Genomic DNA, 18,302 nt, shown 5'->3' with positions numbered 1-18,302 from the left:
CGTTAGATTATGTTTCAGATACTGCATAAAGCTAGATATACGCTAGATTTAGCCTGTACACACCATTTTGCGCTACTTGATCCGTTTACTTACAAATCGCTCCATTCGGTTCAATGCTTCCTGGATTTGCTCTGTAGAGTAGGCGTAGGAACAACGGATATGGCCTTCTCCTGAAGGACCAAAAGCATTACCGGGAACCACAGCCACTTTTTCTTCCCGTAAAAGCTCCTCGGCAAATTCTTCGGAAGTCAATCCTGTAGCCTTGATGCTGGGGAAGGTATAGAAGGCGCCTAGAGGTTCGAAGCAGGATAGGCCTATTTTGCGAAAGCCATGGACCATCAAGCGACGACGACGGTCATAGGTCGCTACCATATCTTGCATGGATTGCTCGGCCGAGCGTAGCGCTTCCAAGGCTGCCACTTGGGCAGTGATGGGGGCACATAGCATGGTGTATTGGTGGATTCGGGTCATGGCTTGAATAATGTCAGGATGTCCGGCTACATAGCCGATTCGCCAGCCAGTCATGGCGTAAGATTTGGAAAAGCCATTGATATGCAATGTACGGTTGCGCATATTGGGTAAACTGGCGAAAGCGGTATGATTACCGCTATAGGTCAAATCGGAATATATCTCATCGGCTAAGACAATCAAATCATGATCTTGGACAAACTTAGCAATGGGTTGATAATCTTCCCAAGTCATGATTGCTCCGGTAGGATTATTCGGATAAGAAAGCACTAGTACCTTGGTATTGGGAGTATATGCTCGTTCTAAATCCTCAACACGAAGACGGAAATCTTCTTCAGCCCGTGTCGGAACGTAATGAACCTCGGCACCAGCTAAGGCGGCACAAGGGCCATAGGAAACATAGGCTGGGTCGGGAATTAAAGCGGCATCTCCAGGACCGAGAAGGGCACGCATGGCTAAATCCACAGCCTCGCTAGCGCCTACAGTCACGAGGATTTCGTTTTTAGGATTATACTCAAGTCCCAATTTTTTTCCCATATTCCAAGAGAGAGCTTGACGTAACTCGATAAGGCCTGAATTGCTTGTATACATAGTTTGTCCTTGCTCTAAGGAGAAAATGCCGCTTTCACGCACAGTCCAAGGAGTGACAAAATCTGGTTCGCCTACGCCGAGGGAGATAACATTCTTCATGGTAGAGGCAAGATCAAAGAATCTGCGGATCCCTGAGGGTGGTAGACTTGCAGCAATTGGTGAAAGATACTGGTTCACGGAGATATCACCAGCCTCTCAGGAATATCTTCTTCTCCAAGCAGTTCTACCCCATTCTGCTTATAGCGCCTCAGAATGAAATGTGTGGTTGTATCGGTAACATGCTCAAGTGGAGCAAGTTTTTCTGCTACAAATAAAGCAACTTCTTGCATGGTTTTGCCTTCAATCAATAAGGAGAGATCATAACCACCCGACATTAGGTAGACAGCCTTGATCTCAGGAAATTTTTGAAGACGGCGGGCCACTTTGTCAAATCCATAACCGCGTTGAGGAAGGACTTTAACATCAATTAAGGCAGTAACCATCGGTTCGCCGGTTCGTTCCCAATTTATAAGTGGGCAATATTGAGCAATAATCTTCTCTTCTTCCCACTGTTTAATACGCTCTTCGATAAATTCCTTAGACAAGCCTGTTTGAATAGATAGTTCATCAGAGGACATACGAAAATCTGTAGCGATCAGTTCGAGAAGCTTTTGTTCATCATTTGTAAGCATGAGCAAACTCCTTTCTACAATTTTTACCCATCATATCACAGTATTCTGTGATATAACAAGATGGAAATAATGCGAATTGGTCTATATGAGATGGTGATAAAAGTGTAAGCCCTTATTTAGAGAATAAAACTATAATATCACGAAAGGACAACGATGTTAATGTCCTACTAGACAGCTTTCAGTCGACTGAAGAATAATGGGATCAACAGAGCGGATTTAGTGACGATGCGTTGATTTCTTTGCACTTTTTGGTGAGACAATCTTGGGCATTTTTAAGATTTAGGGTATAATAGAATGATGATTTAATCGCATCGTGAAAGGAAATGTAGATTCATGCTTAATATTGTTCTTGTCGAGCCTGAAATTCCGCCCAATACTGGAAATGTAGCAAGACTTTGTGCTGCCACAGGAGCAACCTTGCATTTAGTTAAGCCTTTGGGCTTTGAGATATCCGATAAGCATTTAAAACGAGCCGGCTTAGATTATTGGCACTTGTTAGATATTCGCTTGTATGAAAACTATGCAGAATTTGAGGAAAAGAATCCGGATGGTCCTCGTTACTTAGCGACGACGAAGGCTGAACGCTTGCATACTGAGGTCCAATACGAGCAAGGCGGTTACTTCCTTTTTGGTAAAGAAACAAAAGGATTAGCTCCAGAGATTCTGGAGCGCTATCCTGAAGGAACAATTCGTTTGCCCATGCGTGAGGAGGCAAGGTCCTTAAATCTTTCCAATTCCGTGGCGGTTGTGGTTTATGAAGCATTACGTCAGTGGGGTAACCCAGGACTTGTTTAAATAAGATGGATGGGAATACCCCTACTGATATGCTGGAGGAAAAGAAATGACTTTTATTTTGACATTTGCTATCGCCTTAATCGTGGCAATTTTTGCTACTCCACTATCGATGAAGCTAGGACAACTCTGGGGTGCTATCGACTATCCGGGCGGTCGTCGTGTACATAAAACGCCGGTTCCCCGCATTGGAGGGATTGCCATCTATGCGGCTTTTTGGGTTGCGGTTATTTTTATGGGGAATTGGGATCGAGGAATTTGGGGCCTGTTTTTCGGCAGCACCATCATTATGCTGGTCGGAGTAGTTGATGATATATTTAATTTGCGACCCTTAGTAAAACTGGTCTGGCAGATTGTAGCAGCTGCTGTGCTGCTTTTCTTTGGTTTCTCTATGAACAAGATTTCCCTTCCCTTCATGGATAAACCCTTAGATTTTGCAGCCATAGGTTTAGGCTGGCTTGGCCTAGTTCTTGTGGTGATTTGGATCGTTGGGCTAGTCAATACTGTGAATATCTCCGACGGCCTAGATGGTTTGGCGGCGGGGATTTGTTTTGAAGCGGCCCTATTGCTCTGTTGGTCCGCGTTTCGCATCAATGAATTTACGGAAGCCCATCTAACTCTAGCCTTGGCCGGCGCAGCTTTAGGATTTTTGTTTTTCAATTTTCATCCGGCACGTGTATTTATGGGTGATTCGGGGAGTATGTTTTTAGGGTATATTATTGGTGGAATCTCCATCATGGGTCTATTAAAAACTGCGACTATTTTAGGCTTGGTTTTTCCGTTGCTTGTTTTGGGAATGCCCCTTACGGATATGACCTTCGCTATCATTCGCAGAAAGGTGAGGGGACTTTCGATAGCTAAAGCTGATCGAGGGCATCTCCATCATCGGTTGTTGGATGCGGGTCTGAGTCAACGTCAAGCGGTTCTACTGCTTTATGGCATGAGCGGATGCTTTGGCATTGCGGCAGTATTAGGTGCTTTGGGATCTTGGATTTTAGCTGCAGCCTTTTTAATTGCTGATTTTGCTTTACTTCTAATAATTTTAATGCGTCGCGCTACAGTGCTCACGGCTATGAGTCGAAGACATAGTAAATAAAGGGTTTGCAGTTTGCCAATACTATATCTTAAGGAGCTGATTGAATGGAAATTCGTTTTCATGGTCACGCTTGTTTTGAAATCATAGGTGAACAAGGAAGAATTCTTATCGATCCTTTTCTTAGAGACAACCCTACTACAGATCTCGGACCTGAAGATTTCACCCAGTTGGATGGTATTTTAGTTACCCATGGCCACGCCGATCACTTAGGTGATGCCATCGAGATTTCCCGAAAAACCGGGGCTCCCATCATTGGGGTGTTTGAACTGGCACGTTTGTGTGCAAGGTATGGAACCAACACCCATGCTATGCATATTGGCGGTAAACATACCTTCAATTTCGGTACGGTCCGTTTGACGCAAGCTCTTCACGGGTCTGTGTTCGAGCCGCGTGAGGAAGAGGAATCCTATACTTATGCAGGCGTAGCCTGCGGATTTTTGATTCAAATAGAGGGAAAGTGGCTTTATCATGCGGGGGATACGGGTTTATTCGGTGATATGGAGTTGATTGGACGTCGACACCCTCTGGAAGTGGCTATGCTGCCGATCGGGGATAACTATACCATGGGGCAAGAGGAAGCTGTATATGCTACAAACCTTTTGCGGCCAAAGGTTGTCATTCCTATGCACTACAATACCTTCCCCTTGATCCAACAGGACCCGGTGGAGTTTGTCGATCTCCTGCAACGCAAATTTCCGGCCAGCAAAGGAAAAATTCTTTTGCCGGGTGAGTCCCTTATGATTTGAGAACTTAAATTAATTACACAGTTACCTGCTCATTTGGGCAGGTATTTTTTTTATAGTTTAGGAGAAACTTTACTAAAGGAGTTGATTCACATGACACGTAGACCTTGTACTGCAAATTGTTCTTATTACCTTGAGGGTCGCTGTCGCTTAAAACAACAACCCATTGAAAGAAAGCATTTCTGTGCTTATTTTGATGGCCAAGGTATGAGTAGGGGGACGATTTGATGAAGGAGAAAAATATAAAGTTGAGAAGAATGGATCTACTGGAGGATTTGAAGATGGAGATTGCTGCTGAATTGGGTTTGCTTGACCAAGTGCGTGTGAAAGGGTGGCATTCCCTCTCGGCGAAGGATGCCGGAAAAATTGGCGGGATCATGACGCAGCGTATGAAAAATAAGGATTCGAGCTCTTTGCCAAATCAATCTGAAGAATAGAGCATAGTAAAGCATTATATAACAGATGCAATTTCGACAATTATTTTTTCAATATAAAATGGTAATATCACTTTCAGATCTTCAACTGTGGTATAATAAAGTCTGAAATCGCTTGAAAGAGTAGGGAGCGTTACGATTGAGTCAGACGAAACATCAACAAATTTTAAGCTTTATTGAAGGACTTGCTGTGGGTAGCAAGGTCTCTGTTCGCTTTATCGCGAAAGAGCTGGACGTGAGTGAAGGTACTGCCTATCGGGCAATTAAAGAAGCAGAAAATAAAGGCTTTGTCCGTTCCATCCCTAAAGTTGGAACCATACGTATTGAAGGAGCAAAGGAGCGGCGCATTGAAGATCTAACCTTGCGTGAAGTCTCTCAGATTGTCGAAGGAATTGTTCTCTGTGGTTTTGAAAGTCTAGATAATTCACCCAATAAGTTCTTGATTGCGGCCATGGAATTAGATGCTATGGAACGCTACTTGGAGGAAAATGCCTTATGTATCGTAGGCAATCGTCATGATGCACAGATGATGGCCTTACAAATGGGTTCTCCTCTACTCATTACAGGTGGCTTTGAGCCTCAAGATGATATTATCCAGTTGGCTAAGGAAAAGCACTTGGCGATAATTCAGTCCCCCTATGATACTTTTGCTGTGACCACTATGATCAATCGGGCTCTTTATGATCGTTTGATTGAGAAAGAACTGATTCTGGTTGAGGATATCATGGTCAAGGATGTCAACTACCTTACTACCGATGGTACCGTGGGAGACTGGCACGAGCTATCGCAAAAAACCAGTCACAGCCGTTTTCCTATCGTTGATGAAAACAAGATTGTGGTCGGGATGCTCACGGCTATTGATGTGGCAAGTGCGGATATGAATACTTCTATAGTAGACGTTATGAACCCCAACCCTTATGTGGTCGGTCGCGAAGACTCGGTCACTCATATTTCACGGATCATGCTTTGGGAAGGTTGGGAGATTGCTGCCGTCGTGGATCAAGGTGCTCTGATCGGTATCATTAGCCTTCAGGACGTGCTGGAAGCTTATCAACAGATTCAAAAGCAACCCCAGTTCGGTGAAACTGTAGATAATTTGATTCTAAGCGGGTTCCGTTATGTTGAAGATCCTGATTTTCTGACCATTGAGGGTGAAATTACCCGGTTCATGATCAATGAGTTCGGTTCAGCAAGTGCGGGTGTCTTAGTGACCTTGATGAATATGGCCGGATATATTGCATTGCGTAAGCAGTATCGCTTGGATGCGATTACGGAGAACTTCACCTTTTATCAGCTCCAACCGATCCCGGTTGGGACCGAAATTCGCATAACTGTTAAATTATTGCTTGTTGCTAAGAAGCATTGCAATATTGAAATCGATGTATATTCAAATAATCAGCTCTTGGCTAAAGCTCTCATGACAGCAAGAATGGGTGATAAGAAGGTTTCTTAAATTATCCAATTCATAAACTTATCCGATATAAAAATAAAGATGTGCTAATCAGCAGTGATTAGCACATTTTGCATTATCATCGATGAACTATTAACGGTCCGAGAGATTCGAGAAGCTTGTTATTGAAAACTAATGGACTACGCACTGGAAAAGCTTTAAAATAAAGATATCTGATTTTATAGCGCGAGAGGCGTTAGGTTGATGGCATTCGAGAGGAGGCATTGCAAAGTGGCATTTGTTCATCTTCATGTTCATACCGAATATAGCTTGCTCGATGGGGCAGCTCGGGTCGAGAAATTGGTGCAGAAGGCAGCCGAGCTTGGCATGCCGGCTGTGGCCATCACGGATCACGGTGTGATGTATGGGGTCATTGATTTCTATAAGGCCTGTAAAAAAGCAGGAATAAAGCCTATCATTGGCTGTGAAGTCTATGTGGCACCGCATCGGCGGACCGAGCGGGTGCCGGGTCGAGATGATAATAACCGCCATCTTGTGCTGTTGGCTGAAAATGAGGAAGGCTATAAGAATCTCATTAAATTAGTATCAATGGCTCATGTGGACGGCTTTTACTATAAGCCTCGGGTGGACAAGGATATCTTAAGAAAGCATAGTCAGGGACTTATTGCTTTGGGAGCCTGTTTAGCCGGGGAAGTATCGGAGTATATTCTAAATAATCAATTGGAGACTGCTATTAAGAGTGCTCTGGAATACGAGGATATTTTCGGAAAAGGGAACTTTTTCTTAGAGGTTCAAGACCATGGACTTGAGGAACAGCAACGTGTAAATGTGGGAATGTTCCAAGTACATAAAAGAACGGGTATCCCCATGGTAGCTACCAATGACGTCCACTATGTTAACCGTGAGGACGCCTTTATTCAGGATGTGCTGATTTGTATTCAGACAGGAAAAAATCTCACCGATTCCTCCCGTATGAGTTTTTCTAGTGAGGAATTTTTCTTGAAATCCGAAGCGGAAATGAATCTTCTCTTTGGTGAACATCCGGAAATTCTGGCGAACACTGCTGAAATCGCTAAGCGCTGTCAGGTGGATTTTAAGTTTGGGGACCATTTTCTTCCGGACTTTGAGGTGCCTGAAGGCTATACCTTAGATGCTTATTTGCGACAAAAATGCTATGAAGCTTTCCCGCGCTTCTACCCGAACCAGACTGCAGAAGAGACGGAACGCCTGGAGTATGAGTTGGGTGTCATAGCCCAAACAGGATTTTCTGGTTATTTTCTAATTGTCGCCGACTTTTGCCAGTATGCCCGTCAAAATGGTATTGCTGTAGGCCCAGGTCGGGGTTCGGCTGCTGCTAGCATGGTGGCCTACCTTATGCGAATCACCGCTGTAGAACCCATGCAGCATGATTTGCTTTTCGAACGATTTTTGAATCCGGAGCGGGTGAGCATGCCGGATATCGATATAGACTTTGACCCGGAAGGACGGGAACGAGTCATCCACTATGTGATGGAGAAGTATGGTGCGGACAAGGTCTGCCAAATCATCACCTTTGGAACCATGGGAGCCAAAGCAGCTATTCGCGATGTCGGAAGAGTGCTGGGCATTCCCTTGGCTAGAGTGGATAAGGTCGCGAAAGCTATCCCCTCTGATTTAGGGATGACTCTGGAGAAAGCCCTTACCGTATCCCCTGATTTGGGCAAGCTTGTCGAAGAGGATGAGGAGATCAAAAAGCTCTATGATATAGCCCGGGCCCTTGAAGGTATGCCTCGTCACTTTTCAACTCATGCCGCAGGGGTAGTGATTGCTAAGGAGGCCTTAGATACCTATATTCCTTTGCAGAGAACCTCTGACGGGGGCTTTACCATGACTCAGTTCCCCATGAAGACGGTAGAAGAGGTTGGTCTTCTCAAAATGGACTTTTTGGGACTGCGTAACTTGACGATTATTCAAGAGGCATTGCATCAAATTCAGGTGAACTGCGGAGAGACTATAGACCTAGAGGAACTACCCCTCGATGATCAATCAACCTATGAAATGCTTTCTACGGGGAGCAGCACCGGCGTGTTTCAGTTGGAAAGTGGGGGCATGCGCAATGTTCTCAAGGAACTAAAACCTTCCTGTTTTGAAGATATTATCGCTGTTGTTGCACTATTCCGCCCCGGACCGATGGAACAGATTCCGGAATTTATTCGACGTAAGCATGGGGGAAAGATATCTTACATTCATCCTATGCTTGAACCCATCCTAAAGAGCACCTATGGGGTTATTGTCTATCAAGAGCAGGTCATGCAGATTGCTCGAGACCTTGCCGGGTATTCTCTGGGGCGAGCGGATTTACTGCGGCGAGCCATGGGGAAGAAGAAAATGGAGATCATGGAAGAAGAGCGGCAAAGCTTTATCTATGGTTTAAAAAGCCCGAGCGGAGAAGAGATTATCCCCGGAGCCTTAAAGTGTGGGTTGTCTGAACAAGAAGCGGTCGAAATCTTTGACCTAATGGCAAAATTTGCCGAGTATGGCTTTAACAAGGGCCACGCTACAGCGTACGCCTTTATCTCTTACCAGACGGCTTATCTGAAAGCAAATTATCCCCTGGAGTTCAACGCGGCGTTAATCAGTACGGTTATGAACTCTGCAGACAAGGTGTCCTTTTATATCCATGAGGCACGGCAAAGCGGGATTCAGATTCTGCCGCCCGATGTTCAATGCAGTCAAGTCGGCTTCAGTATTGAGGGTCAGGGGATTCGCTTTGGCTTAGGAGCCATTCGTAACGTGGGTGTGAATGTGGTAGAAAAGATTATTGAAGCGCGTCAAGAGGGACCCTTTGCGTCACTTTATGATTTCTGCATTCGAGTGGATGCTAAGGTGTTGAATAAAAGAGTCTTGGAAAGCTTGCTAAGAGCTGGAGCCTTTAGTTCAATTTGCCAAAGGGCTCAAGGATTAGTGGCCCTGGATTCCGTCCTAGAAATGGCCCAACAGCGACAGAAGGACAAGGAAAGTGGACAGTTTTCACTATTTGATTTTGGTGATTCTGTGGATGAAGGGGTTGACCTTCCTGATGTAGAAGAGTATCCTCCCCAAGAGCTCTTGGCGATGGAAAAGGAGTATCTTGGCCTTTATCTCAGTGGTCACCCTCTGGAAAGTGTGCTTCCAAAGTTGAAGAATGCTACCTCTGAGGATATTATGAGTTGTCTCGAAGGGGATGAAGAAAAGAAGGTTATTCTGGGGGGAATCGTGACCGGCTACCGTACGACAGTGACTAAACGTGGTGAAATGATGGCCAGCTTTGTGCTGGAGGATTTGACCGGAACAATCGACGTCCTGGTATTCCCAAGGATTTTTGCCCAAAGTGCGCGGCTGACAGATGATCAGATTGTGGTGGTTGAGGGAAGATACAATATCCGGGATGAGGAAAGAAAGATTTTTGCAGAACGAATCACGGACCTTGAGAATGCTGCTGGACGTACTAAACCTCTTGGTAATAAAGATTTCTCGGCTAGAAAGTCCTTGCCTAATTCAAAGCAGTCCGCTCAAACTGAAAATTTGCATCCCACCTTACCTCTTCCTTCCCGTAAACTCTATTTGCGCTTTCCCTCTGCGGAAACCCCTCTTCTCGAGGAGATTTTCCCTGTGCTTCAACAATACTCCGGCCCTAACCCAGTGCTTTTCTTTTTTGAAGCGGACAAAAAATTGGTACAAGGAAATCGCGAATTTTGGGTAAAGGATATAGAGGAATTAGTTCAGGACTTGTCAAACATACTAGGAGAAGGAAATGTTGCATGGAAAGTCAATTCTATGTAATAGTGATAGGATAAAAGTGAGAGAAAAAGGAGCAGGACTAGTGCGTATTGCAATTTATCCCGGAACATTTGACCCGGTGACCAATGGACATCTCGATATTCTTAAACGAGTTACAGCATTTTTCGATGAGGTCATTGTTGCGGTGGCTGTGGACAGTAACAAAGCCACGCTTTTTTCGCTGGAAGAGCGTATTCAGCTTTTAGAAACTTCCACTCAAGATATGCCCCATGTGAAGGTTAAAGGTTTTCAAGGTCTTACGGTTGAATTTGCCAGAGAATGGGGAGCCAGTGCTATCATACGTGGTCTGAGAGCCATGCAGGATTTTGAATATGAATTCCAATTAGCTCTGATGAATAAAAAGCTGGCCAAGGATATTGAAACAATTTTCCTAATGACTCAAAGCGAGTATTCATTCATAAGTTCCAGCTCTATTAAATGGGTAGCAAGTTTAGAAGGAAGTATCAGTGAATTTGTTCCCGCACATGTTGAACAAGCTATCTATAAAAAGTATCATCGGGATGGAGAATAATGCCTAGCCAGCCTATGTTTCCGGTCCAAATTGTTTATACTTATACTGTATGAGTCACGATGGACAGGCTCTGTTGCAAGATAATTAACCCTGTGTTATTATGAAAAATATTAACTGGTCACTAAATTTGTATCTAATGACACCTAACGGTATTTAACATATCCATAGATTAACGGGTATGTTTCTCTTTTTGAACGAGGAGGATTCGCCATGTGGACCGTTATCTATATTGCGCCTAATAAGGCCATTGCTGAAAAGTATAAAAAGTCTCTTAGCGACGAAGGAATGCTAGTGCAACTTCGTCCTATTGGTTCTTCTCACTTAGGGGATCACGCTTCGGTTGAAATTCTCGTACCTGAGTCAGAAGCAGAAGAAGCCCATGAAATTATCACTAGCTATATGGGGAGCTAGACATGTTAAAAGATATATTCCGTAAAAAACACAAATACGCAACACTCAGTTCACTCCCACCTAAACCTCAGGCGGAAGGGGAGCGGGCTTACTCATCTGTGCCCGTTGAGCAAACATCTTCACGTAAGGAATTGCCTGATGGACTTTGGGCAAAATGCCCAAAATGTGGGGACGTGCTGTTTAATAAAGACCTTATAGAAAATCAGCGGGTTTGCACCCACTGTAGCTATCATTTTCGGATTCCGGCTCGGGAAAGGCTTAATCACCTGATTGATTCAGGGACCTTCGAAGAATGGGATAGTGAACTATTAACGACCAATCCTCTGGGGTTTCCTGAATATGAGGAAAAGTTGGAGGAAGCACATAAAAAATCCGATGTTTCCGAATCCGTCTTAACGGGAAAGGCTAGTATCGAAGGATTACCCGTAGTACTGGCTTTTAATGAGGGGAATTTTATGATGGGTAGCATGGGCTCGGTAACCGGGGAAAAAATTACTCGGGCCATTGAGCGGGCCATCGAATTACGCTGTCCTGTTATTATTTTTTCTACTTCCGGTGGTGCACGCATGCAAGAGGGCATCTTATCTTTGTATCAGATGGCAAAGACCAGTGCGGCTTTAGGCCGCTTGGCAAAAGAGCGCCTGCTTTATATTTCCGTATTAACTGACCCTACCTTTGGAGGAGTCACCGCCAGTTATGCTTCCTTAGGGGATATACATATTGCTGAACCGGGTGCTTTGATTGGTTTCACCGGACCTCGGGTTATTAAACAAACTATGCGTAAAGAACTTCCGGAAGGGGCTCAAACTGCCGAATTTAATCAGGACCATGGGCAGATTGATTGCGTAGTAGAACGTGCCGAGATGCGTGCGACGCTAGGTCGTTTATTACGCTATCATCAGGAAGGGGCAGGTTATGGCTCAACACTTTGATTTTGAAAAGCCAATTCTTGAGTTGGAGAAAAAAATCGCGGAGTTGCAGGAGTTTTCCAAAGAGAAAGATATCAATCTTTCGCCGGAAGTTTCCAAACTCATGCGCAGGCTTGTACGCTTAAGGAAAGAAATCTACGGCAACCTAGAACCTTGGCAAAAGGTCCAGATTGCTCGCTATACCGAACGTCCTAATATCTATGATTATATCCCTTTGCTTTTTGAGGACTTTATCGAATTCAAAGGGGATCGACTTTACGCTGATGATCGTGCTATCGTTGGCGGTATTGCACTATTTCAGGGGATTCCGGTGACAGTCGTTTCCCATATCAAAGGCAAAGATACCAAGGAGAATATTCAGAGAAACTTTGGTATGCCTCATCCCGAAGGCTATCGTAAAGCCCTTCGCCTTATGGATCAAGCGGAGAAGTTCCGTCGACCGATCCTAACCTTTATCGACACTCCCGGTGCTGCCTGTGATCTGGAGGCCGAGGAAAGAGGACAAGGGGAAGCCATAGCTCGTTGTTTACAAGCTATGGCTCACTATACGGTTCCTATTATCTGTACGGTCATCGGGGAAGGGGGGAGCGGTGGAGCTCTGGCCTTAGGCGTTGGGAATACCATCTTGATGCTGGAAAATTCTTTTTACTCGGTAATCGCTCCTGAGAGCTGCGCGTCGATTCTTTGGAAAGATCCAAGCAAAGCCCAAGAAGCGGCTTCTGCTTTGAAGTTTACAGCCCAAGACCTTCTAGAGCTAGGTATTGCTGATGGTATTATCAAGGAACCCTTGGGAGGTGCCCATCGAAGTCTTGAGCGAACTGCTGAGGAGATGAAGAAGGTCATCACCCAGGAATTTGACAAACTGCGCAAAGCTTCACCAGAGGAACTTCAGGCGACGCGCTATGAGAAGCTCATGAATTACGGTAAATTTGCCGAGCAGGCTTGGGAGGAGCAATTGACACAGGAAACTCAAGATGCTCAAGGTGATCGAGTTGTTTTGTCAGAATCTCAAGCTTATCATGAGGGTCAAGGTTCCCCTGATGTTCAAACCTCAGATTCTCTAGATGATGATAATATCTAAATGCTGTTCGTTAGGTTTCATTACAAATAGTTTCATTAAGAACAGTTTCATAGAATACCTTGACATTTTTTAAAAACTTATGCTATTATATCTAAGTCACCTGTTGCCGTGGTGACCTGCAAATGCAGTACGCGAGTGTGGCGGAACTGGCAGACGCGACGGTCTCAAAAACCGTTATCTTTACGGATGTGTCGGTTCGATTCCGACCACTCGCACCAACAAAGAATTGAAAAAGAGCCGCAAGGCTCTTTTTTGGTATATCAGATATTTACATCGCGCAGACATTCTAGGGCAGATAGCATCCAACCTGCGGGCGGTCAGTTTAGATAACGAGATGTATCGGAGGAAGTTACTTGCATGCCAGCTAATATCGCCAAAGTGAAGGGAACACCTTCTCTGACAAAAGAATTAGCTCCACTTAACTGGGGAAAACGCATTGCAGCGGTATTGATCATCCTAGCCGGAGTATGCTGGGGAATTATCGGTTTATTCTCCAGAAATTTAGCAACGGGTGGATTAAGCTCAGTGCAGATTACGGCATCACGGTGCATTGTGACTGCTGTTTGTCTATCGACTTTTTTGATAATAAAGGATAGAGATAAGCTAAAGATCAACCTTAAAGATCTTTGGTTATTTCTGGGCACAGGAATCTGCAGCATCGTGTTCTTTAATATTTGCTACTTCACAGCCATAAAGTTGGCCACTTTATCGATGGCTTCGATTTTATTGTACACAGCACCCTGCTTTGTGATGATTATGTCAGCCATTTTGTTTCGTGAACCCATCACTATGCGAAAGATAGGGGCCTTAGTTTTAGCATTTGGTGGGTGTGTTCTGATTACCGGTATATCAGGGAAGGGCGGATCCTCCAATCTTTCAGGGCTGGCAATAATCACCGGTCTTGGAGCTGGGATTGGTTATGCTCTGTATAGCATTTTTGGGAGCATTGCCTTAAGAAAATATCACCCCTTTACGGTTACGGCCTATACTTTTATTGTGGCGTCTCTTAGTTTATTGCCCTTTAGCAATAGCATCGACATCGTAACAATTGCTTTAGAGAATAGAAATGTTCTTATCAGTGGATTACTGTTAGGGGTAGTTTCCACCCTTATTCCCTTTTTGCTCTATACCAAAGGGCTGGAGCATATGGAAGCAGGAAAAGCCTCAGTGATGGCTTTCGTTGAGCCCATGGTGGCTACCTTAGTCGGAATACTGATATTTAAAGAACAACTGACCGCACAAAATATCTTAGGCATCTTCCTCATCTTCTCATCAGTCCTCGTCTTGAATTGGCGAACTCGCCAAAAGATGGATCGAGGGACAGAACCCGTATCATAATTCAAAAAAATATAGGGAGGAATTTTATGAAGTGGGATTTCATCAACCATATGCAGAAAGTCTATGATCTTCTACAGATGTTGGAGCAAGAAAAGAAGAATCGAGATTACCCCTTTGCTTGGGAGCGGGTTCATGCTACGAGTTGCGCTCAAGTAGGGAGGTTGTTAGCCCAAAAACGTGGAGTGGATCTGGAACTGGCTGCATTGGCTTGTTCCCTTCATGATATCGGTCGTTGGTATACAGGACTTCAAAAGGATCATGCTCTCCATGGGGAAGATCCCGTGAGGCGTTTTTTAGAGAGCTATCCCTTGAATGAGGCAGACAAAAAGAAAGTCATTCAGGCTGTCATTCACCATTCGGAAAAGGAGAAGGTGGGCGGGCCTTTAGAGGAAATCGTCAAAGACGCGGATATCTTAGACTGTTATTTTCATGGTGATGCAATTACGAAACCCTATCATGTGGCAAGATTAAAGAAAACTATGGAGGAGCTGGGACTTTACTCATAGCGCAAAGCCTCAACAGGACTCATCTTCGCTGCTTTTCGTGCCGGATAAAGACCGAAGAAAAGCCCAATCGAAGTGGAGAAGGCAAAGGCTATGACAATGGTGGTGGGGGATATGGATGGCGGAATATTCGCCAACCCTGCGGCAAGCACACCGCCGCCGATCCCAAGGAAGGTACCAATAGCACCACCGATAGAGCAGATCACTACTGCTTCAATGAGAAATTGGATCATAATATCCTGATACCTGGCCCCTAAAGCTTTGCGAATGCCGATCTCTCTTGTGCGCTCCGTAACGGAGACCAGCATGATATTCATTACCCCGATTCCACCTACCAAAAGGGATATAGCCGCTATGGAACCGATGACCAACTGCAAAATAGTCATAATCGTATCGATCTGTTCAACATCTTCCTGAAGGCTGTAAGTGAAGTATCTATCTTCGGTATGATGACGGCCGTTCAGAATCTGCTTAACCTGCTTCATGGCACTTTCGGTCTTCTCTTTACTGACGGCACTGGCTTCGACGTAAGGGACATAGTCAACATTGAGCATACTTTGGGAAGTAGAGAAGGGGATATATACAGCAGATGGCTGATTTGGCCCGCCCATTAAAAAATTATCATCTCGTTGGCTTACCCCGACTACGGTCATGGAGAGTCCAAAGATATCGATTTGCTTATTCAGGGGATCTTTCCGGCCAAAAAGATCTTCAGCCAGCTTACTGTCGATCACTACTACCCGCCGGCCCCCTTTTTCATCACTCTCGGATAGAAATCTTCCTCTTTCTAATTTGATATTTCGAATATGCTTGTACTCGGGCCAAACACCGTTAACATAGACCCGTTTACTATTCCTCTCATATTTAGCTGGGAGAGAACGATCATTTATTGGTGAAATATATTTAAGATCGGGGGCGACGCTTTTGATCACGTTAATATCCTGAGTGGTCATCAGATCAGACGCGGTAATGGGGGAGTTCTCGTCGCTACGCGGATAGACTTGGAACATATTGGTGCCGATGGCTTCCAGAGAAGACACAATGGCAGCTTGCCCAACCTGGCCGATGGCTACGACTGTGATTACAGCAGCCACCCCGATAATAATACCAAGCATAGTCAAGGTTGAGCGCATTTTATTGGCACGGATTCCCTCCAGGGCGATCTGGATGCATTCTTTTAGATTCATATCAGTCCCTCCTCGGCAACAAGGAGCCCGTCTAAAATATCCCTGGCTAGAATCTGCTCCTTGACTGGATGGTCTTCCGTGAGGTGGCCATCCCGGAACTTAAGAATTCTCTGGGTATGCTGGGCAATTTCTGGTTCATGGGTGACCAGGACAATGGTGACTCCTTGTTGATTCAGCTCCTGAAAAATTGCCATTACTTCTTCTCCCGAGTGCGTGTCGAGATTGCCGGTAGGTTCATCAGCCATAATGATGGCTGGGTTGTTCACTAAAGCCCGAGCGATAGCTACTCGTTGCCTCTGGCCACCGGATATTTCCGTGGGGCGATGAGCAGCCCAATTCGCCAGCCCCACTTTTTCGAGAGCTTCGAAAGCTCTATTTTTTCTTTCCTTTTCGGCAATCCCAGCATAAATCATGGGGAGCTCAACATTGCGCAGGCAGGATATCCTCGGTAAAAGATTGAAGGTCTGAAAGACAAAACCTATTTTTAGATTGCGAATCTTGGCCAAGTCGTTCTCACCCATATGGGAAACATCTAGGTCATCGAGGATGTATTGTCCCTCAGTGGGTGTGTCCAGGCAGCCTAGAATATTCATGAGGGTCGATTTTCCCGAACCGGAAGGCCCCATAATCGCCACAAAACTGCCGGCGGTTATATGGAAGGTAACGCCTTTTAAGGCTGTAACGGCAATTTTTCCTGTCTGATAAACCTTCAAAAAGTTATTTGCTTTGATCATCAGTCATCACCTGCACTCCGTCCTTGATTTGCTCATCAGGGTTCAGGATGACCTTTTCACCCACTTGGAGACCGGAGATAATCTCCGCGAATAATTCGTTGCTTAGGCCTACCTGGACTTCTCTTTCGGAAACTATGCCGTCCGACCCCACGGCATAGACCAGCTTTTGACCATCCCCCTCGATCAACGCTTCTAAAGGTAAGAGCAAAGCTTCCTCTTTCTGATTAAGGGTGACCTTAAGGTTAACATTATAACCAGGCTTTAAGGGTGTTTCTCCTTCAGGGACACTTATTTTAATTTTCACCTGGGTTTGCTCACCTTGAGCAGTGGACACGACCTCGGCAGTAGGTGCAATGGCTTCGATGCTCCCCATCAATGGTTCGCTAAGCAAGGCATTATTGGTTATTTCTACCTTATCCCCTATGGAAAGCTGGGCGGCATCGACCTCGTTGATGCCTGTTTCAATTTGAAGATTAGCGGGATTGCCGATTTGAGCCAGCAGGCTTCCGGGCTCAACCTCTTGGCCTGCTTTAGCAATCAAATTCAAGACTAGCCCGTCCTGGGGGCTGACGAGAGTAGCTTTCGCCAAATCTTCTTGGGCTTGACCATGTATTACTTCAGCTTGTTTCAACTGGGCTTTAAGCAGAGGTAAATTGGCCTCTTCCTCGACAACTAACTTTTCTTTGGCCTCCGTCAGCATATGCTCGACCTGCTCTAGCTCTTTCGGGCTAGCTGCACCGCTTTCCATCAGAATCTTAGTGTTTTCATAATCCTTTTCTGCCAAAACGACTGTTTCGCGAAGCAGCCTAATACTTGATTCGGTATTGATGATCTTTGCCCGGAGTTCTTCACAAGCCAGCAATTTTTGGGAAACCTCGACACTCAAGTTGCTTGTTTCCATCTTTAAAATAACCTGGCCTTTGGTCACTTTGTCCCCGGGCTCAACCAGGAGATTTTGAACTATGGTTTTACTTTCAGACTTTAATTCGCTTAAGTCCTTAACTGCCAATTTGCCGCTGGCAAACACATTCTGTTCGAATTTATTTTGGCTGACTTCCGCAGTACTAACGGGAATCAAACCGGCATGCTGACTCAAAACCTGCCAAGCAACGAGAAGCCCGCCAAGCAAGACTAAAACGACAATTATTTTTTTGCGGTGTTTTCGCAACAAGGAACTCGTTTTGCCCCTGGGGCTCTTAACTTGGGAATCTGGACTATAATTGGTATTTGGTTGCATAGCTTTCCTCCGCATTTTTAAAGATTATTAGAAATCTAATACCTATTGGTCTATTTATTAGTAAAATCTAATAAATTTCCAATAATTACATTATAGCAATAATGTTGGATATGAATTATAAACAAACTATAAAGAAACTATTAATTTTAACTCCTTGTGCCTTTGGGTGATCCGATATATGATTTAAAGTATAATCAGTAATAGTTATAGATAAATGTTTTCTAGGGTTCCGCAGCTATCGTGCAGGTCCGGTCCGAGACAAAACTCACAGTGATACTGTGCCACGGAGGGATAAAAGCCCGGGAGAAGGCTGTCATATACAGTTTCTTCCGGGCTTTTTTAAGGG

At 44.8% G+C, this 18,302-nt stretch carries 17 protein-coding genes, 1 tRNA gene and 1 riboswitch; of the genes, 13 read left to right on the top strand and 5 right to left on the bottom strand.

Going from position 1 to position 18,302, the window contains the following annotated elements:
- Window positions 1–72: 72 nt before the first annotated feature.
- Together AAC978_RS04330 and AAC978_RS04325 are read right to left on the bottom strand one after the other, a co-directional pair.
- Window positions 73–1,236, bottom strand: coding sequence for an aminotransferase class I/II-fold pyridoxal phosphate-dependent enzyme (locus tag AAC978_RS04330; protein WP_341546783.1), 1,164 nt, complete (start codon window positions 1,234–1,236; stop codon window positions 73–75).
- Window positions 1,233–1,730, bottom strand: a complete 498-nt coding sequence (locus AAC978_RS04325; RefSeq protein ID WP_341546782.1) for an Lrp/AsnC family transcriptional regulator — start codon at window positions 1,728–1,730, stop codon at window positions 1,233–1,235. Before AAC978_RS04325 ends, AAC978_RS04330 begins: the two co-directional genes overlap by 4 nt.
- Before the next feature lie 333 nt (window positions 1,731–2,063).
- On the opposite strand from AAC978_RS04325, the gene AAC978_RS04320 reads away from it, so the two are divergent.
- The 13 genes from AAC978_RS04320 to AAC978_RS04260 all read left to right on the top strand — a co-directional run bounded on the left by AAC978_RS04320 (window position 2,064) and on the right by AAC978_RS04260 (window position 14,801).
- Window positions 2,064–2,525, top strand: coding sequence for a tRNA (cytidine(34)-2'-O)-methyltransferase (locus AAC978_RS04320; RefSeq protein ID WP_341546781.1), 462 nt, complete (start codon window positions 2,064–2,066; stop codon window positions 2,523–2,525).
- Window positions 2,526–2,571: 46 nt separating this feature from the next.
- Window positions 2,572–3,618: a glycosyltransferase family 4 protein gene (locus AAC978_RS04315; protein WP_341546780.1), complete on the top strand. Its 1,047-nt coding sequence runs from the start codon at window positions 2,572–2,574 to the stop codon at window positions 3,616–3,618.
- Between the two features lie 44 nt (window positions 3,619–3,662).
- On the top strand, window positions 3,663–4,364 hold the full coding sequence (locus tag AAC978_RS04310; RefSeq protein ID WP_341546779.1) for a metal-dependent hydrolase: 702 nt from the start codon (window positions 3,663–3,665) through the stop codon (window positions 4,362–4,364).
- A gap of 224 nt (window positions 4,365–4,588) precedes the next feature.
- Complete coding sequence (locus tag AAC978_RS04305) at window positions 4,589–4,798, top strand: small, acid-soluble spore protein, alpha/beta type (RefSeq protein WP_341546778.1); 210 nt, start codon at window positions 4,589–4,591, stop codon at window positions 4,796–4,798.
- Window positions 4,799–4,934: 136 nt separating this feature from the next.
- Window positions 4,935–6,248: a DRTGG domain-containing protein gene (locus AAC978_RS04300; protein WP_341546777.1), complete on the top strand. Its 1,314-nt coding sequence runs from the start codon at window positions 4,935–4,937 to the stop codon at window positions 6,246–6,248.
- A 228-nt stretch (window positions 6,249–6,476) separates the two neighbouring features.
- A complete protein-coding gene (locus AAC978_RS04295) occupies window positions 6,477–10,007 on the top strand; it encodes a DNA polymerase III subunit alpha (RefSeq protein ID WP_341546776.1) in 3,531 nt (1,176 codons plus the stop codon).
- 40 nt (window positions 10,008–10,047) lie between these two features.
- On the top strand, window positions 10,048–10,536 hold the full coding sequence (gene coaD, locus AAC978_RS04290) for a pantetheine-phosphate adenylyltransferase (protein ID WP_341546775.1): 489 nt from the start codon (window positions 10,048–10,050) through the stop codon (window positions 10,534–10,536).
- Between the two features lie 210 nt (window positions 10,537–10,746).
- Window positions 10,747–10,947 carry a glutamate decarboxylase gene (locus AAC978_RS04285; protein WP_341546774.1) on the top strand — a complete coding sequence of 67 codons (201 nt, stop codon included), beginning with the start codon at window positions 10,747–10,749 and terminating at the stop codon, window positions 10,945–10,947.
- Between the two features lie 2 nt (window positions 10,948–10,949).
- A complete protein-coding gene (gene accD, locus AAC978_RS04280) occupies window positions 10,950–11,879 on the top strand; it encodes an acetyl-CoA carboxylase, carboxyltransferase subunit beta (protein WP_341546773.1) in 930 nt (309 codons plus the stop codon).
- A complete protein-coding gene (locus AAC978_RS04275) occupies window positions 11,863–12,957 on the top strand; it encodes an acetyl-CoA carboxylase carboxyltransferase subunit alpha (RefSeq protein ID WP_341546772.1) in 1,095 nt (364 codons plus the stop codon). Before accD ends, AAC978_RS04275 begins: the two co-directional genes overlap by 17 nt.
- A gap of 131 nt (window positions 12,958–13,088) precedes the next feature.
- Window positions 13,089–13,175, top strand: a tRNA-Leu gene (locus AAC978_RS04270).
- 139 nt (window positions 13,176–13,314) lie between these two features.
- Entirely contained in the window at window positions 13,315–14,295 is a 981-nt protein-coding gene (locus AAC978_RS04265; protein WP_341546771.1) for a DMT family transporter, read from the top strand.
- A 26-nt stretch (window positions 14,296–14,321) separates the two neighbouring features.
- Window positions 14,322–14,801, top strand: a complete 480-nt coding sequence (locus tag AAC978_RS04260; RefSeq protein ID WP_341546770.1) for an HD domain-containing protein — start codon at window positions 14,322–14,324, stop codon at window positions 14,799–14,801.
- Here the strand turns inward: AAC978_RS04260 and AAC978_RS04255 are convergent.
- From AAC978_RS04255 to AAC978_RS04245, 3 genes are read right to left on the bottom strand one after another with little or no spacing between them, the layout of a single operon-like run.
- Window positions 14,792–15,985, bottom strand: a complete 1,194-nt coding sequence (locus tag AAC978_RS04255) for an ABC transporter permease (RefSeq protein ID WP_341546769.1) — start codon at window positions 15,983–15,985, stop codon at window positions 14,792–14,794. The genes AAC978_RS04260 and AAC978_RS04255 overlap by 10 nt on opposite strands.
- Window positions 15,982–16,719, bottom strand: coding sequence for an ABC transporter ATP-binding protein (locus tag AAC978_RS04250; protein WP_341546767.1), 738 nt, complete (start codon window positions 16,717–16,719; stop codon window positions 15,982–15,984). Before AAC978_RS04250 ends, AAC978_RS04255 begins: the two co-directional genes overlap by 4 nt.
- Window positions 16,703–17,956: an efflux RND transporter periplasmic adaptor subunit gene (locus AAC978_RS04245; RefSeq protein WP_341546766.1), complete on the bottom strand. Its 1,254-nt coding sequence runs from the start codon at window positions 17,954–17,956 to the stop codon at window positions 16,703–16,705. The genes AAC978_RS04250 and AAC978_RS04245 overlap by 17 nt, the downstream gene beginning before the upstream one ends.
- Before the next feature lie 210 nt (window positions 17,957–18,166).
- A riboswitch (guanidine-I (ykkC/yxkD leader) is annotated at window positions 18,167–18,264 on the top strand.
- Window positions 18,265–18,302 lie beyond the last annotated feature (38 nt).

The sequence above is a fragment of the Desulfitobacterium sp. THU1 genome (assembly GCF_038181555.1).
Taxonomy (GTDB): Bacteria; Bacillota; Desulfitobacteriia; order Desulfitobacteriales; family Desulfitobacteriaceae; genus Desulfitobacterium.
The sequence above is the reverse complement of the archived record's forward strand: the minus strand, read 5'-3'. Positions and strand labels throughout refer to the sequence as shown.

What these genes read in the sequence shown, in the direction of transcription:
- AAC978_RS04325 (WP_341546782.1), bottom strand. Translation starts at nt 1,730, where the DNA reads ATGCTTACAAATGATGAACAAAAGCTTCTCGAACTGATCGCTACAGAT.
- AAC978_RS04320 (WP_341546781.1), top strand. Translation starts at nt 2,064, where the DNA reads ATGCTTAATATTGTTCTTGTCGAGCCTGAAATTCCGCCCAATACTGGA.
- AAC978_RS04315 (WP_341546780.1), top strand. Translation starts at nt 2,572, where the DNA reads ATGACTTTTATTTTGACATTTGCTATCGCCTTAATCGTGGCAATTTTT.
- AAC978_RS04310 (WP_341546779.1), top strand. Translation starts at nt 3,663, where the DNA reads ATGGAAATTCGTTTTCATGGTCACGCTTGTTTTGAAATCATAGGTGAA.
- AAC978_RS04305 (WP_341546778.1), top strand. Translation starts at nt 4,589, where the DNA reads ATGAAGGAGAAAAATATAAAGTTGAGAAGAATGGATCTACTGGAGGAT.
- AAC978_RS04285 (WP_341546774.1), top strand. Translation starts at nt 10,747, where the DNA reads ATGTGGACCGTTATCTATATTGCGCCTAATAAGGCCATTGCTGAAAAG.
- accD (WP_341546773.1), top strand. Translation starts at nt 10,950, where the DNA reads ATGTTAAAAGATATATTCCGTAAAAAACACAAATACGCAACACTCAGT.
- AAC978_RS04275 (WP_341546772.1), top strand. Translation starts at nt 11,863, where the DNA reads ATGGCTCAACACTTTGATTTTGAAAAGCCAATTCTTGAGTTGGAGAAA.
- AAC978_RS04265 (WP_341546771.1), top strand. Translation starts at nt 13,315, where the DNA reads ATGCCAGCTAATATCGCCAAAGTGAAGGGAACACCTTCTCTGACAAAA.
- AAC978_RS04260 (WP_341546770.1), top strand. Translation starts at nt 14,322, where the DNA reads ATGAAGTGGGATTTCATCAACCATATGCAGAAAGTCTATGATCTTCTA.
- AAC978_RS04255 (WP_341546769.1), bottom strand. Translation starts at nt 15,985, where the DNA reads ATGAATCTAAAAGAATGCATCCAGATCGCCCTGGAGGGAATCCGTGCC.
- AAC978_RS04250 (WP_341546767.1), bottom strand. Translation starts at nt 16,719, where the DNA reads ATGATCAAAGCAAATAACTTTTTGAAGGTTTATCAGACAGGAAAAATT.
- AAC978_RS04245 (WP_341546766.1), bottom strand. Translation starts at nt 17,956, where the DNA reads ATGCAACCAAATACCAATTATAGTCCAGATTCCCAAGTTAAGAGCCCC.